The organism is Achromobacter sp. SD115, assembly GCF_017355315.1.
Taxonomy (GTDB): domain Bacteria; phylum Pseudomonadota; class Gammaproteobacteria; order Burkholderiales; family Burkholderiaceae_B; genus Achromobacter; species Achromobacter xylosoxidans_B.
This window is the reverse complement of record NZ_JADIJM010000010.1, coordinates 139,313-154,124: the sequence shown is the minus strand read 5'-3', so window position 1 is coordinate 154,124 and position 14,812 is coordinate 139,313. Positions and strand designations below refer to the sequence as shown.

17 protein-coding genes and 1 tRNA gene are annotated in these 14,812 nt (G+C 66.5%); 16 read left to right on the top strand and 2 right to left on the bottom strand.

Annotated elements, in window-relative coordinates:
• The first annotated feature begins 40 nt into the window (after positions 1 to 40).
• The 7 genes from IPU70_RS16335 to IPU70_RS16305 all read left to right on the top strand — a co-directional run bounded on the left by IPU70_RS16335 (position 41) and on the right by IPU70_RS16305 (position 4,645).
• Positions 41 to 688 carry a DUF4202 domain-containing protein gene (locus IPU70_RS16335; RefSeq protein WP_207468690.1) on the top strand — a complete coding sequence of 216 codons (648 nt, stop codon included), beginning with the start codon at positions 41 to 43 and terminating at the stop codon, positions 686 to 688.
• Between the two features lie 146 nt (positions 689 to 834).
• Positions 835 to 1,392 carry a sigma-70 family RNA polymerase sigma factor gene (locus IPU70_RS16330; protein ID WP_207468688.1) on the top strand — a complete coding sequence of 186 codons (558 nt, stop codon included), beginning with the start codon at positions 835 to 837 and terminating at the stop codon, positions 1,390 to 1,392.
• A 276-nt stretch (positions 1,393 to 1,668) separates the two neighbouring features.
• A complete protein-coding gene (locus tag IPU70_RS16325; RefSeq protein ID WP_371818962.1) occupies positions 1,669 to 1,914 on the top strand; it encodes a DUF2282 domain-containing protein in 246 nt (81 codons plus the stop codon).
• Between the two features lie 59 nt (positions 1,915 to 1,973).
• On the top strand, positions 1,974 to 2,867 hold the full coding sequence (locus tag IPU70_RS16320; RefSeq protein WP_207468686.1) for a DUF692 domain-containing protein: 894 nt from the start codon (positions 1,974 to 1,976) through the stop codon (positions 2,865 to 2,867).
• A complete protein-coding gene (locus tag IPU70_RS16315; RefSeq protein ID WP_207468683.1) occupies positions 2,851 to 3,639 on the top strand; it encodes a DUF2063 domain-containing protein in 789 nt (262 codons plus the stop codon). Before IPU70_RS16320 ends, IPU70_RS16315 begins: the two co-directional genes overlap by 17 nt.
• A gap of 43 nt (positions 3,640 to 3,682) precedes the next feature.
• Positions 3,683 to 4,120, top strand: a complete 438-nt coding sequence (locus tag IPU70_RS16310) for a DoxX family protein (protein WP_242702533.1) — start codon at positions 3,683 to 3,685, stop codon at positions 4,118 to 4,120.
• A 60-nt stretch (positions 4,121 to 4,180) separates the two neighbouring features.
• On the top strand, positions 4,181 to 4,645 hold the full coding sequence (locus tag IPU70_RS16305) for a DUF302 domain-containing protein (RefSeq protein ID WP_242702532.1): 465 nt from the start codon (positions 4,181 to 4,183) through the stop codon (positions 4,643 to 4,645).
• Positions 4,646 to 4,686: 41 nt separating this feature from the next.
• On the opposite strand, the gene IPU70_RS16300 is transcribed toward IPU70_RS16305, so the two are convergent.
• Positions 4,687 to 4,774: transfer RNA gene (locus IPU70_RS16300), tRNA-Ser, on the bottom strand.
• A 146-nt stretch (positions 4,775 to 4,920) separates the two neighbouring features.
• Here IPU70_RS16300 and IPU70_RS16295 point away from each other — a divergent pair.
• From IPU70_RS16295 to IPU70_RS16280, 4 genes are all read left to right on the top strand, one after another.
• Positions 4,921 to 5,898, top strand: a complete 978-nt coding sequence (locus IPU70_RS16295) for an NAD(P)H-quinone oxidoreductase (protein ID WP_207468680.1) — start codon at positions 4,921 to 4,923, stop codon at positions 5,896 to 5,898.
• Between the two features lie 141 nt (positions 5,899 to 6,039).
• Positions 6,040 to 6,786 carry a triose-phosphate isomerase gene (gene tpiA, locus IPU70_RS16290; protein WP_207468678.1) on the top strand — a complete coding sequence of 249 codons (747 nt, stop codon included), beginning with the start codon at positions 6,040 to 6,042 and terminating at the stop codon, positions 6,784 to 6,786.
• 21 nt (positions 6,787 to 6,807) lie between these two features.
• Positions 6,808 to 7,287: a preprotein translocase subunit SecG gene (secG, locus tag IPU70_RS16285; RefSeq protein ID WP_207468676.1), complete on the top strand. Its 480-nt coding sequence runs from the start codon at positions 6,808 to 6,810 to the stop codon at positions 7,285 to 7,287.
• Between the two features lie 164 nt (positions 7,288 to 7,451).
• On the top strand, positions 7,452 to 8,354 hold the full coding sequence (locus tag IPU70_RS16280) for a MurR/RpiR family transcriptional regulator (protein ID WP_237709982.1): 903 nt from the start codon (positions 7,452 to 7,454) through the stop codon (positions 8,352 to 8,354).
• Here the strand turns inward: IPU70_RS16280 and IPU70_RS16275 are convergent.
• Positions 8,348 to 9,187, bottom strand: a complete 840-nt coding sequence (locus IPU70_RS16275) for an HAD-IIA family hydrolase (protein WP_207468675.1) — start codon at positions 9,185 to 9,187, stop codon at positions 8,348 to 8,350. The genes IPU70_RS16280 and IPU70_RS16275 overlap by 7 nt on opposite strands.
• 230 nt (positions 9,188 to 9,417) lie before the next feature.
• On the opposite strand from IPU70_RS16275, the gene IPU70_RS16270 reads away from it, so the two are divergent.
• The 5 genes from IPU70_RS16270 to IPU70_RS16250 all read left to right on the top strand — a co-directional run bounded on the left by IPU70_RS16270 (position 9,418) and on the right by IPU70_RS16250 (position 14,782).
• Positions 9,418 to 10,353, top strand: coding sequence for a phosphate/phosphite/phosphonate ABC transporter substrate-binding protein (locus IPU70_RS16270; protein ID WP_207468674.1), 936 nt, complete (start codon positions 9,418 to 9,420; stop codon positions 10,351 to 10,353).
• A 17-nt stretch (positions 10,354 to 10,370) separates the two neighbouring features.
• Positions 10,371 to 11,216: a phosphonate ABC transporter ATP-binding protein gene (locus IPU70_RS16265; protein WP_207468673.1), complete on the top strand. Its 846-nt coding sequence runs from the start codon at positions 10,371 to 10,373 to the stop codon at positions 11,214 to 11,216.
• The gene (gene phnE / locus IPU70_RS16260) at positions 11,213 to 12,232 is read left to right on the top strand and encodes a phosphonate ABC transporter, permease protein PhnE (protein WP_207468672.1); all 1,020 of its coding nucleotides are present in this window, start codon (positions 11,213 to 11,215) and stop codon (positions 12,230 to 12,232) included. Before IPU70_RS16265 ends, phnE begins: the two co-directional genes overlap by 4 nt.
• 86 nt (positions 12,233 to 12,318) lie before the next feature.
• A complete protein-coding gene (locus IPU70_RS16255; protein WP_013391955.1) occupies positions 12,319 to 12,489 on the top strand; it encodes a hypothetical protein in 171 nt (56 codons plus the stop codon).
• 37 nt (positions 12,490 to 12,526) lie between these two features.
• The gene (locus IPU70_RS16250; RefSeq protein ID WP_207468671.1) at positions 12,527 to 14,782 is read left to right on the top strand and encodes a phosphocholine-specific phospholipase C; all 2,256 of its coding nucleotides are present in this window, start codon (positions 12,527 to 12,529) and stop codon (positions 14,780 to 14,782) included.
• Positions 14,783 to 14,812 lie beyond the last annotated feature (30 nt).

Below are 14,812 nucleotides of genomic sequence, written 5' to 3'. Positions count from 1 at the left end.
CCCGGCTGCTATCTGACTGAAGACGAGACAGGAGTTTGGAATGGAATTCCCGCCCACCCCGACGGACGCTGAGAATGCGCCGCTGCAGCGCGCCTTGCAGCTGTTCGATGACTACAACCGGCGTGATCCCAACCTGCTTTCCTGGGATGGCGCGATGCAGCCGCGTGAATGGCTGCACGCCCAATTCCTTCACGGCTGGGTGCTGAAGTTGGCGCCGCAGGCCGGCACTGCCTTGCGCCTGGCTGCCCGTTGCCAGCACATCGGCCGCTGGGAGGTGCCGCGCGACGCCTGTCCCGCCGGCAGGGCGGGCTATCTGCAATGGCGCAATACGCTCAAGGAGCATCACGCGGGCATCGCCGCAAGACTGCTCGCGACCGCGGGACATGATGCGGAAACCGTGCAGGCAGTGCTGAAGATCGTGCGCAAGCATGGCATCAAGCGCGATGCCGACGTGCAATGCATGGAGAACGCACTATGCCTGGTGTTCCTGGAGCGTCAGTACGAGGATTTCTGCGACCGCTATCCGGACAAGGTCGTCGCGGTGTTGCAGAAGACCTGGAGCAAGATGGACGATGCCGGCAGGCTGGCTGCGGCGTCGCTGTCGTTCAGCGAGCTCGGCCAGGGCTATCTGAACGCGGCGCTGGCGGGTGGGGAATCCCGCGACGGGGCGCGGGACGGAAATCCCTGATCCGGACGGCAACGCGGGGCGCGGAATCAGCAGATTGGGGGGATATGTTCCTGTCGAGGCTTCATTCGTACGGTAGTCTGTAGCTTGCCGCAAGATCGAAGGTGCACGGCTCCGGTTTGCCAGTGCGCAAGACACAGGAGACAAGCGTGGGCGATCAAACCAGCGACCGCAATAATCTGATCATCGCCGCGCAGACCGGCGACGCGGCCGCATTGGCGCGCCTGCTGGCAGTCTGCCAGGCCGATGCGCGCCGCTATGCCTACAAGCACTGCGTGGCCAGCGATGTGGATGACGCCGTCCAGGAGTCGCTGCTGATCATTTCCCGCAAGGTCAGCGGACTGAAAGCCGCGGCCGCTTTTTCGTCCTGGCTGTTCATGGTCGTCAAGCGCGAGTGCCGCAAGCTCGCCCGCATCATGTTCAAGACCGACCCGCTGCCGGACGAGGCGGCGGAGGAGCAACTGCTGCACCGGCCCGACGACGAGCTCAGGATAGACCTCGCCAATGCCCTGGAGTCGTTGCCGGCCCACTATCTCGAGGTCGTGTTGTTGCGCGACTTCGAGGAATTGACCATTGCCGAGATCGCAGCCCGCTTGGGCGAGCAGCCCGGCGCGGTCAAGAGCCGGCTGCACCGCGCCCGTGAGCTGGTGCGCGAGTACATGCTCAGCACGGGGCCGGCCCCGGCGTCGCGCGCTCCAGGGAAGTAACAGGGGCACGCACGGCCGGCTCCGGGCGCAACCCTGTGGAATTTTTTTTCATTCCCGCGAACCGTTTTGCCCGCTTCCCTCCTCTTAGGGGTTGAGGCAGGTCGTTGTCAGCCGATTCCCGGAGCTGACCCGGCCGCTTCCCTCTGTCAGGAGATCGAAATGTCCAACCCAGTATCGAACCGCATGCTGTCGGTGGCCGTGGCCACCGCCTTCGCCGCCGCCATGAGCGCTTTCGCTGCGCCTGCGCTTGCGCAGGGCACGATGAGCAAGGCCGACATGGAAAAGAAAATGCAGGAGAACCAGGCCAAGACCATGGAAAAGATGAAGGCCGGCAAGTACGAAAAGTGCTATGGCGTCGCGCTCAAAGGCCAGAACGATTGCTATGCCGGCGCAGGCACCAGCTGCGCGGGCACCAGTACGGCTGACTACCAGGGCAATGCGTGGAAGCTGGTTCCGCAAGGGACCTGCACCACGATCGCCACGCCTGCCGGCAAGGGCAGCCTGGAAGCCAAGCCCGCCTGAGGCAGACGCCTGGCGGTCGGCGTTTCGCCCGGTCCGCCACGCTTCAAGAGAGGATCGCCATGAACGACCACCATGTCGCATACGCCCGGGGGCAGGACATTCCTGCCCGCACTGGCGTGGGCCTCAAACCCGAGCACTGCCGCAGCATCATAGAGACCTCGCCGGATATCGGTTTTTTTGAAGTCCACGCCGAGAACTATATGGGGTCCGGCGGTCCTCCTCATCGCCAGTTGACGGCGATTCGTGACCGCTATCCCTTGTCGCTGCACGGCGTGGGCCTGTCCATAGGCGGCGCTAGGCCGCCGGATCCGCAGCATTTGAAGCGGCTGAAGGCGCTGATCCGGCGCTACGAGCCCGGCCTGTTTTCCGAACACCTGGCCTGGTCTGCGCACGGGACCAGCTACTTTGGCGACCTGTTGCCGCTGCCGTACACCGACGCCGCGCTGGACCGCATCTGCCAGCACGTCGACCAGGTGCAGACCGAATTGGGCCGCCAGATGCTGCTGGAGAACCCGTCGACGTATCTCTGGTTCGAGGAAAGCTCCTGGCGGGAGCCAGACTTCATCCGGGAGACCGCCCGGCGCACCGGATGCGGTCTGCTGCTGGACGTGAACAACGTGCACGTGGCCTGCACCAATCAGCAATGGGATGCGCGCGGCTACCTCCACGACTTTCCCCTGGCTTGCGTTCAGGAAATCCATCTGGCCGGCAATTCCCCCCAGTTGGACGAGGACGGGCGCGCTTTGCTGATCGACTCGCATGACCGGTGCGTGGACCAACCGGTGTGGGACCTGTTCCGGCAAGTCATCCAGCGCGTGGGGCCAGTGCCCACGCTGATCGAGCGGGATGCCAATGTGCCTGCATGGCCCGAGCTGCACGCGGAGGCAGTAATGGCCGAGGCGCTGATGCACTTGTCGAACGTGCGGGAGCGACGCTATGGCACATTGGGCTGAGCGCCAACGGGAGTTCGCCGCAGCGCTGCTCGATCCCGGCCAGCCGGTGCCGCCACGGCTGCTCGGACCTGGGGGAGCGCCGAGCGCCAGGCGGTTCGCCGTGTACAGAGACAATGTTCTTGTCGGACTGACCGAGGCGCTGCGGGTGAGCTTTCCCTGCGTCGCCAAGCTGGTGGGAGACGAGTTCTTCGCAATGATGGCCCGGTTGTTCGCGGCTGCACGGCCGCCGGCGTCGCCGGTGCTGCTGCGCTACGGCGCCGGATTCCCGGACTACATCGAGTCCTTCGCGCCCGCTGCCGCCTTGCCGTATCTCGCCGACGTCGCCCGCATCGAGCGCGCCGCGACCGAGGCGTATCACGAGCGCGACGAGGCCTCGCTCGATCCCGGCGCGCTCACGGAAGTGCCGTTTGGCCAGGCGCCTTTCTTGCGGTTCCGCTTGCATCCGTCCATCCGGACGGTGCGCTCGCGCTTTCCTGCATTCACCATCTGGCGCATGAACACCGCTGGCGGCGTGCCAGCGCCAGTCGATATTTCGGAAAGCCAGGACACCCTGGTGCTGCGCCCGGACGCAGAGGTGGATATCCGGCAGGTGCTGCCCGCGAGCCACGACTTCGCGATCGCGCTTGGGCAGGGCCTGACGTTATTGCAGGCCACGCAGATCGCCCTTGCTGCCGATCCGGGCTTCGACCTTGCGGAGAATCTGGAGGCATTGATTCGGATGGGCGCGGTTGTTGGTGTGGATTCGGGTCGGGGCGGGAGCCGCCATGCTTAGGGCGCTCCATGTTTCCTGCCTGTTCGGCCGCGCGCTTGACTGGATGGAAAAGGCGGCCCGGGCAGCTGCGCCGCTGCCGCTCCGGATTGCGCTTGCGTTACCCTTCTTCAGATCGGGCCTCACCAAGTGGGATGGATTCCTGTCGCTGTCGCCGGCCGCGGGTTTTCTGTTCGAGGAGGAATTCAAGTTGCATGTCTTTGGGCAAGTCTATGGCCTGCCAGCGCCGCATGCGCTTGCCCTCGTTGTGGGCATGGCGGAAATCGCTCTGCCCGTTCTGCTGATGCTGGGCCTGGCCACGCGCCTGGGCGCCCTGGGCTTGCTGGCCATGACGGCGGTGATCCAGCTCATCGTGCCCGAGGGATGGGCGAGCTTTCATCTGCCTTGGGCGGCCATGGCGATTGCCTTGATCGCCATCGGGCCTGGCCGTGTCTCTCTGGACCATTTGCTGCACGTTTTTCTGAAGACTCGGACGTCTTCGTGAACTAGGTCGTCCAGCCGTTCCCGGCCGGAAACGACATCAAAGGAGGTGGATATGATTGGTTTGCGCATTAGGACTATTTTTGCCGCATGCTGCTTCGCATCGGTGGCCGGCGCCGCCGGCGCTGCCGCCGCGCCCGATGGCTTGACCGTCTTGCGCAGCCCCGTCAGCGTCAAGGAAACCATCGATCGCTTCGAGGCGGCGGCCAAGTCCCGGGGACTCAATATATTTCTACGCCTGGATCACGCGGCGGGCGCGGCGGCAGTGGGCAAGACGCTGCGGCCGACTGAACTGCTGGTGTTCGGCAATGCCCAGGGAGGCACGCCCCTGATGGAATGCGCGCAGTCAGCCGGCATCGATTTGCCGCTCAAGGCGCTGGCCTGGCAGGATGCGGGCGGACAGGTCTGGCTGGGCTACAACGACCCGAAGTACGTGGCATCGCGTCACGGCGCGGGGGATTGCGGCCCGGTCGTGGAGAACATGTCCAAGGCGCTCGCCGGCATGGCGCGGGAATCTGTGCGGGAGTGATTGCGGCCGCGCGGCGCGGGCCGGCCGGCGCAAAGGAGGTCTGGCGGAAGCGGTGAGATTCGAACTCACGAACGGTTGCCCGTTGCCGGTTTTCAAGACCGGTGCAATCGACCACTCTGCCACGCTTCCGGGGATTGCTCTGCTGCTGACTGGATACAGCTTTGACGGCGTATTGTCCTGCACTGCGGCCATCAGGCAAACAATCTGCCCGGGCGAAAGCGCGATACGCCGTAAAGGGCGCAATAATAATCTATTTGCTGCAAAGGAGGCACGCGATGCACGCCGTAGAAATCTCTCGCCCTGGTGGCCCCGAGGTCCTGGTCCCCGTGGAACGCCCCACGCCGGAAACCGGCGCGGGTGAAGTCCTGATCAAAGTGAGCGCCGCGGGTGTCAACCGCCCCGACGTGTTCCAGCGCAAAGGCAATTACGCGCCGCCGCGCGGCGCCTCGGACCTGCCGGGCCTGGAAGTGGCCGGCGAGATCGTCGGCGGCGACCTGGCCGGCAGCGGCTACGCGCTGGGCGACAAGGTCTGCGCCCTGGTGGCGGGCGGCGGCTACGCCGAATACTGTGTTGCGCCCACGGCGCAATGCCTGCCCATTCCCAAGGGCTTGTCCGACATCGAGGCCGCCGGCCTGCCGGAAACCTACTTCACTGTCTGGAGCAACGTGTTCGACCGCGGCCGCCTGTCCGAAGGCGAGGCCCTGCTGGTGCACGGCGGCGCCAGCGGCATCGGCACCACGGCCATCCAGTTGGCCCGCGCCATGGGCCACAAGGTCTACGCCACGGTCGGCAGCGACGACCGGGCCCGTGCGGTGGAAGCGCTGGGCGCCGAGCGCGGCATCAACTACAAGACCGAGGATTTCGTGAAGGAAGTGCTGGACGCCACCGGCGGACGCGGCGTGGACGTGATCCTGGACATGGTGGCCGGCGATTACATCGGCCGCGACATGCAGTGCCTGGCCGACGACGGCCGCATCGTCATCATCGCCCAGTTGGGCGGCGCGCACGCCAATGTCGATACGGCCCAGGTCATGCGCCGCCGCCTGACCATCACGGGTTCCACCTTGCGTCCCCGTCCGGTCGCCTTCAAGGGGGCCATCGCCCGCGCGTTGCGCGAGCAGGCTTGGCCCCTGCTGGAAAAAGGGGCCATCAAGCCCATCGTGCACGCCACTTTCCCGCTGGCCGAGGCTTCGCGCGCCCATGCCATGATGGAAAGCGGTGAAAATATCGGCAAAATCATCCTGACCATGTAAGAAATGGGGGGACGCCCGGCGTAGCGTCCCGCAACAGGATACAATCACGGGTTTCGCCTGGAATTTTTTCCAGGCAGACCTGTGGGCGGTTGCTAAGCAGCCTCTGGCTCGCCCCAGCCCAACCGATACAGATACCTCGCCATGACTTCAGTCGAAAACCGCGCCCGCCTCGTGCTGGGCAACTGGAAGATGCACGGCAACCTGGCCGAGAACGCCGCGTTGCTGACCGAGCTGCGCGCCGCGGATGCTGCGAGCCACTGCGAAATCGGCATCTGCGTACCGTTTCCCTATCTCGCGCAGGCGGCGTCGGCCCTGACCGGCAGCAGCGTGTCCTGGGGCGCGCAAGACGTCAGCGCCCATGACAAGGGCGCCTACACCGGGGAAGTCTCCGGCGCCATGCTGAAGGAATTCGGCTGCCGCTGGGCCCTGGCTGGCCATTCCGAGCGCCGCGTGCTGCACGGCGAGACCGACGAAATCGTCGCCGCCAAGGCCCAGGCCGCGCTGGCCGCCGGCCTGACGCCGGTCGTGTGCGTGGGCGAATCCCTGGCCGACCGCGAAGCCGGCAACACGCTGGCCGTGATCGAACGCCAGTTGAAGCCCGTGCTGGCGCTGGGCGCGGAGACGGTTTCGCGCATGGTCCTGGCTTACGAGCCCGTCTGGGCCATCGGCACCGGCCGCACCGCCAGCCCCGAGCAGGCGCAAGAAGTCCATGGCGCGATCCGCGCCGCCCTGCGCGCGCTGGGCGCGGCGCAGGTGCAAGTGTTGTACGGCGGCAGCGTCAAGGCTGCCAATGCCGCCAGTTTGTTCGCCATGACTGATATCGACGGGGCCCTGGTCGGCGGCGCGTCGCTCGTGGCCGAAGAATTTTTGCGAATCGCCGCTATCTAAGTTTCCGTTCCGGAGTCTGTAATGCCCTTGATGCTCAAAATCCTGCTGGCCGTCCAAGTGATCTCGGCGCTGGCTATCATCGTCCTGGTCCTGCTTCAGCAGGGCAAAGGCGCCGACATGGGGTCCGCTTTCGGTAGCGGCTCGTCCGGCAGCCTGTTCGGCGCCACCGGCGCGGCGAACTTCCTGTCGCGCGCGACCAAGTGGGCCGCCGTGGTCTTCTTCGCGTCCACCGCCGGCCTGGCTTATGTCAGCCACAAGGGCACCAGCGGCCCGGCCGTCGATTCCGGCGTGATGCAAAGCTTCCCGGCTGACCGTTCGGTGCCGCAAGTGCCGGGCGCGGCGCCTGCCGCCCCTGCCGGCGCTTCGTCGGTTCCGGGCGCCAGCTCGGTGCCGGCCGCTCCGGCCAAGCCCGACGCGTCGGTGCCGGCCGCGCCCGCCACCCCGGCCGCTCCGGCCGCAGGCGACAAGCCGGCCGAAACGCCTGCTACGCCGGCGAAGTAAGCCGCAGCAAACGGAAAGGCCGGCATCATGCCGGCCTTTTTCATGGGCGCTGCGCGCGGCTCGAACATCCTGTCATCAGCGGCCGGTAGCATGCGCCATCGCCGCGCCGGCAGCGGGTAGAGTATCGTTGCCTTCGCATCCGGTTTCCGTCCCCAGACCCCGCCATGGCCACATCCAAACGCTCCCCCCGAACGCCGTCCGCCGCCGATCCGCAGCGGGGCTCGCCCCAGGCCATGCTGGCGCGCATCCAGAGCCTGTTGCCGTCGATGGGGGCGGCCTCGCAGCGCATCGGCGAATTCGTCATAAGCCATCCCGCGGACGTGGTGCACATGTCGGTCAGTGAAGTGGCGGAGCGCACCCAATGCAGCGAAGGCAGCGTGGTGGGCTTCTGCAAGCTGCTGGGCGCCACCGGCTTTCAGCAGTTGAAGATCGCGCTGGCGCAGCAGATCGTGCAACCCGTGCAGTACATCCACGAAGACCTGGCCGCCAAGGACACGCCCGAGCAGGTCGTCAGCAAGATCTTCCACAGCAACATCCAGACCCTGCAGGAAACCGAATCGGTGCTGGACGTGGCCGCGCTGAGGGCGGCGGTGGAGCTGATCCGCCGCGCCCGCCGTGTGGAAATCTACGGCATCGGCAGCTCGGCCGTGATCGCGCACGACGCGCACTACCGCATGTTGCGCATCGGCCTGCATGCCACGGCAGTGACCGATTCCCACGTGCAAGCCATCAGCGCATCGCTGACCGGGCCGGACGTCGCCGTGCTGACCATTTCGCACTCGGGCAGCACGCACGAAACCGTGCTGGCGACGCGGCTGGCGAAGGAAGCCGGCGCGCGCACCATTTGCATCACCAATTTCGGCAAATCGCCCATCCAGGAACACGCCGACGTGGTGCTTCACACCATGTCGCGCGAGACCCGTTTCCGCACCGAGGCGATGACCAGCCGGCTGGCCCAATTGGCCATCATCGACACACTCATCGCCTGCCTGGCCCTGTCCGACTATGACAAGGCCGTCTCTACCCTGCGCAGCACTTTCGACGTGCTGTCGAACAAGCGCTACTGATCGCCTTCGATGCCCGCCGGCAGCGCATGCCTGCGCGGGCATGCGCTATCCAGCAGCCCGGCCACGTCCGGCGCGTCCGCGTAAGGCGCATTGCCGACCAGCAGAAAGCCCATGCCCAGGCGCACCGCGCCCAGGCCATCCGTGCGCACGTTGTCGCCGATGACCGTGGCGTCCGCCGGCGTCAGGCCCAGCCGGCGCAACCCTTCCTCCAGCAGCATGGCCTCGGGCTTGCCGAGTATGCGCGGACGCACGCCGGGCGCGCAGGCCAGCACCGATTGCAGCAGCGCGCCCGTCTCCGGGACGATGGCGCCTTGCGGGCCGGGGTGGGTGAGATCGCCGTTGCTGACCATTAATGCCGCGCCTCGGGCGAGTTCCCTTGCCAGGGACTGGAGCGTCCCATAGCCGAAGGCGAGATCGCGCGCCAGCAGCACGATGTCCGCATCGCGCTCCACCAGCGCCAGCCCAAGGCCTGCGGCGCAGGCCCGCAGCTCGTCCGAGGCGCAGAGCAGCAGCTTGGCGCGCGGGTGCTGGCGGGCGATATGGCGCAAGGCCTGCTCGCCGGCCAGGACCAGCGTGTCGGCTTCTACCGGCAGGCCCATTGCCCGCAAGCGTGGCGCCAGGCCCGCCGCGGTATCGGTGGAATTATTGGACACGATGACGCAGCGCCCCGCCCAGCGGGTCAGCAGTTCGCTGGCGCCGGGTATCACCTCATGCCCGCGTATCAAGGTCCCGTCCAGGTCCAGGATCAGGCCGCGCGAGTGGACGGTCCAGGGCAGTTCGGCCGTCGGGGCTTGGGGGGAGTCGGAGACGGGAGGGCAGGCAATGCGGGTCATGGATCGGCGGTTGGGCGTCGAAGCGCGTGCAGGGTTGAAGGAGTGGGCGCCCGCTGTGATTCGGGGTACCCGGCGGCTGTGATTCTATCTGAACAAAATTCAAAAATTCAATTTTTTGATTTGAGAAATTTTCATTTGCCTGTCATGTGCGGTGACTAATCTGCGTTCCGGAATCAGGGCCAAGCACGTTGCGCCCCGATAGCAACCTCATCAAGACCAGGAACAATGAAATGAATATCCGTACCTGCGCGCCTGCCCTGGCGCTCGTTTCCCTGCTGGCCGCCGCGCCTCTCGCGCAAGCCCAATCCCTCGCCGACGGCTCGCAGCAGCGTCCGCTGCGCGTGCTGCTCATCCCCGCTGACGGCGGCACGGAGTCAGGCACCAAGGCTGACTACGCCCCGATCTTCAACGCGATCACGCGCAGCACCGGCCTGCATTTCCAGCTGACGGTGGGCCAGTCCTACGGCGCCGTGGTCGAAGGCATGTGCAACCAGCTGGCCGAGGTCGCGTTCCTGGGGCCTGTTTCCTACGTGCAGGCGCATGAGCGCCAATGCGCGCAGCTGCTCGCCGTGGGCGTGCAGAAGGGCGAGTCAGCCTACTACGCGGCGATGTTCGCCAAGGCCGATTCGCCCATCAATACGCTCGCCGACCTGAAGGGCAAGCGCGCCGCGTTTGGCGATGTGAATTCGGCCTCCAGCTTCACCTTCCAGGTGGCGTCCATGATCAAGGACGGCATGGACCCGGCCAAGGACCTGGCAGCGCTGCAACTGACCGGCAGCCACGCCAGCAGCCTGGCGGCGTTGGTGCAAGGCCAGGTCGACGCGGCCGCGCTGTCGTTCGACTCCTTCGACAAGGCGGTGCGCCAGGGTGCGGTGGATCCGAAGTCCGTGAAGGTGATCTTCAAGAGCGAGCCCATCCCGTATCCGCCGCTGGCCATGAACACCAAGCTGCCCGAGACGCTGAAGACCACGCTCAAGCAGGCCTTTGCCACGGTGCACCAGGCGCCCGGCGTGACGCCGGATATGGTGCGCGGCTATGGCGGCGCCAAGCTGGATCGTTTTGATACCGAGTTCTCCGAGGCGCAGTTCGCGGGCCCGGCTTCGAAGATGGCTCTGCTGACCGATGAGATCAAGGGCGAAATCCTGCAGAAGGCGGCCCAGCGGTGATCGCCGGAGCAAGCGGAATGGACATGTTGCGCTACGACGCGGTGGGCATGCGCTACGCGGACGGCACCACCGCGTTGAACTCGGTGTCGCTGCAGGTGCCGCGCGGCCAGTTCTGCGTGATCCTGGGCGCTTCGGGCGCGGGCAAATCGACCTTGCTGCGCATGGCCAACGGACTGACCACGCCGACCCAGGGCGACGTGTGGGTCGATGGCACGCAGGTGCAGCCGTCGACGCTGGCGGCGGTACGGCCCGGGATCGGCATGGTGCATCAGCACTTCAACCTGGTGTCGCGCGCCACGGTGGCGACCAACGTGCTGTCGGGCGCGCTGCCCGGCCTGCCGGCATGGCGTACCTATCTGATGCGCTTTCCCGCGGAATTGCGCGAGCGCGCCTGCCGGTTGGTGCGCGAAGTCGGCCTGCAGCCCGAACACCTGCAACGCCGCGTGAGCGAATTGTCGGGCGGCCAGCAGCAGCGCGTGGGCATCGCCCGCGCTTTCATGCTGGCGCCTGCCTTGCTGCTGGCCGACGAGCCGGTGGCCAGCCTGGATCCGCGCATCAGCCGCGACATCCTGGCGCTGTTGCGCAATCAGGCGCGGGAACGCAGCGCCACCGTGTTGTGCAGTCTGCACCAGGTCGACCTGGCGCGGGAGTTCGCCGACCGCATCGTGGCCTTGCGCCATGGCGTCATGGTGTTCGACGGACCGGCGGGCGCGTTCGATGAGGCCACAGCCCGTGCGCTCTATCAGGCCCCGCAGTCGGAGAGCGGCATGGCTGCCGTCGATCTTGCGGGCCGCGGCCATGCCGAGCCGCGCACGGCCAGGCCGATCCGGCCCGCGGTGTTGTCGGCAGGAGGCGCGCAATGAACACGCACGCATTGAAGACGCCGGCCGACAACGCCGGATGGCGCCTGGATCCGCCCTACGGCGCCCGCGCGCTGCTGATCGTGATCGCCGCGCTGATGCTGTTTCTCTACACCGGCCAGCGGGTCGAGATGGGCCGCATGGCGGCGCTGACCCTGGACGGCGCGTTGGCCGCGGTCGGCCTGAAGGAGCAGTCCCAGGTCACGTCCGGCCTGGGCGCCCTGGCCGACAGCCTGTTCCCGCTGCAAATCTCGTATCGCACCGAGACCTCGCGCATCGAGGGCTTCGATCCGGACAAGCTGCCGTGGCTGGCGCGCGTGGAAACGTTGCAGGTGACGGAGAGCCGGCTGAATCCGCACACGTTGAAGATGGAAGACGAGGTATCCACGCAGACCTACCTGGTCGAGCCGCTGGGCTATCTGTGGCGGGTGGCGGTCAAGATGGTGGAGACCTTCGAGATCGCGATCTGGGCGACCCTGCTGGCCGTGTTGGGCAGTGTGCCGCTGGCCTATTGCAGCGCCCGCAACTACGCGCCCAACCGGCTGCTGTACGTGGCGGCGCGGGCCATCGTCAGCATGTTCCGCGCCATGCCCGAACTGATCTGCGCGCTGTTCCTGGTGCTGGCCTATGGCTTTGGCCCGATTGCCGGGGTGCTGGCGCTGGCCATCCATTCGATGGGCTTCCTGGGCAAGTTCTACGCCGAGGACATCGAGACGGCCGACACCAAGCCGCAAGAGGCGCTGGCGGCGATCGGCGCCAGCAAGCCGCGCGTGCTGGCCTATGCCGTGCTGCCGCAGGTCATGCCCAAGTTCACCGGCTACACCCTGTACATCCTGGACCGCAACGTGCGCATGGCTACGGTGGTGGGCCTGGTGGGCGCGGGCGGCATCGGGCAGGAGCTGAAAGGCCGCTACGACATGTACCAGTACGCCCACGTCGGGACCATTCTCGTCGTGATCTTCATCACCGTGTTCTTGCTGGACCAGGTTGCCGCCCGGTTGCGGCGCCGCTTGAGCTGAGCCGGCGCGGCGGCCCGCCGGGTCGCCGCGCCCCGATAGGTTTTCTGCCGGACGGACCCGGCAACGTTCCCCGACCAGGAGTTTTCATGACCCCGTACTTTGCACTGGGCCGCGCCCTTGTTGCGGCCATCGCCCTGAGCCTGACCCTTGCCGCCTGCGGCGGCGACGACGACTCGGACGACGGCGCGACCTCGCCGCCCGAGACCGGACAGCCCGAGCCGCAGCCGCCCGCGCCGCAATTGCGCTGCGCGCCCTGAACGCCCGTTCCGCCCAACCCAACGCAAGAGTAGCCCCATGACCAAGACCTATTCCTCGCATTCCGCCAGCGTGTCCCCGGCCTTGCCGGGCCGCCGGCAGTTCTTCCGCGCCTCGGCCCAGGCCGCCGGCGCCCTGTCGGCGATGGCCTTGCTGCCCGCCTCGATCCAGCGCGCGCTGGCGGTTCCCGCCGCGGTCGACAGCGGCACGATCAAGGACATCAAGCACATCGTGATCCTGATGCAGGAGAACCGTTCGTTCGACCACTATTTCGGCACCATGCGCGGTGTGCGCGGCTTCGGCGACCGTTTCCCGATTCCGCTGGCCAGCGGCAAATCGGTGTTCTTCCAGCCCGATCCCAAGGGCGGCCCGGACATCCAGCCCTTCCGCCGCGACTCCAGGACCAGCAACGCGCTGATCGGATCGGGCACGCCGCACAATTTCCCCGACCAGCAGGCGGCCTGGAACCAGGGCAAGATGGACCAGTGGATCCAGTTCAAGAACCAGGCCACCATGGGCTTCTTCATGCGCGAGGACATTCCGTACCAGTTCGCGCTGGCCGACGCCTTCACGGTCTGCGACGGCTACCACTGTTCCATCCTGACCGGCACCGATCCGAACCGCATCGTGTTCTGGTCGGGCGCAAACGCCAATCCCGAACTGCGCAAGCTCGGCGTGAACAGCACCGACACCGATTCGGAGCCCGTCAATTCGCGCTGCTGGCCGAGCCCATCCAACTGGGTCGCGGGCCGGGCGCAGCTGACGGACGGTTCGGGCCAGATCGACCCCGCGACCGGCGCCTACAACTACAAGTACAAGAACAGCGCCTTCAAGTGGGACACCTTGCCCGATCTGCTGCAGCGCGCCGGCGTCAGCTGGCATATCTACCAGAACATGAATAACAACTGGACCGGCGCCATGCACGGCTGCCTGGCCTTCAAGAGCTTCCGCACCGCGCAGCCGGGCTCGCCGATCTATGAGCACGGTCTGACTGGTGGCCCGGAGAAGAACGACGGCGCCGTCAATTTCCTCGCGCAGCTCAAGCAGGACGTGGCCAATGGCACCTTGCCGCAGGTGTCGTGGGTGCTGCCCACGCAAGCCTTGGCCGAGCATCCGGGCAGTAGCGAAGGCGTGGCCGGCGCGGCCGACTTCATCGCCGACGTGCTGGACGCGCTGACTTCCAATCCCGAAGTCTGGAGCAAGACCGCGCTGTTCGTGACCTTCGACGAGAACGACGGCTTCTTCGACCACGCGGCCATGCCGGCGGTGCCGTCCTATGACGCCAACGGCGTGCTGATGGGCAAGTCCACCGTGCCGCTGGAAGGCGAGTACTTCGATGCTTCCGTGGGCAACTACCTGAAGGCCGAGGACAAGATCACCGGCAACATCCGTCCGTGGGGCCTGAGTTCGCGCGTGCCGATGTACGTGGTGTCGCCGTGGAGCAAGGGCGGCTGGGTCAACTCGCAGGTGTTCGACCACACCTCGGTGGGTCGCTTCCTGGAGCAGCGATTCGACATCAAGGTCGACGCCATCAGCCCGTGGAGCCGCGCGGTCTGCGGCGACCTTACCACCTGCTTCGACTTCGTCAGTCCCAACGATCCCCGCGTGCCCACGCTGCCCGACACTAGCAACTTTCCCGCGGTCAACGCGGCGCAGAAGCTGCTGCCCACGACCGCGGTGACCCAGGCGCCCGCCATCCCGCAGCCGCTGTTCCAGGAGACCGGCACGCGGCTGTCGCGCGCGCTGCCCTATGAGCTGCACACCAGCGCCCGGCTGGGTGCGGACGGCTCGGTCGAACTGCTGTTCAGCAACACCGGCGAAGCCGGCGCCGTGTTCCATGTGTACGACAAGCGCAACCTGGACCTGATTCCGCGGCGCTACACCGTGGAAGCGGGCAAGACGCTGTCCGACACCTGGACCGGCGGCGACTATGACCTGTGGGTCTACAGCAGCAACGGCTTCGTGCGGACCTTTTCCGGCAACACGCAGCGCGGCGCGGCGCTGGAAGTGCAGGTCTGCTACGAACCTGCCGGCGGCGCGCTGTACGTGAAGGTCTCCAACCGCGGCGCGGCGCGCTTGCAGGCGAACTTGCAGTCCAACGCCTACCGCACGGACGGCCCCTGGACCTTGGCAGTCGAACCGGGCGCGGTGGCCGAACACCATTGGTCCATCAAGGACAGCGGCAATTGGTACGACTTCACCGTTACCGCCGAGGGTTTCGAGCGGCGCTTTGCCGGCCGCATGGAGAACGGCCGCAGCAGCGTCAGCGATCCGGCCATGGCGTTGCATCTGTGATGGTCCAGACATGAACCGGCAGGGCGCGCA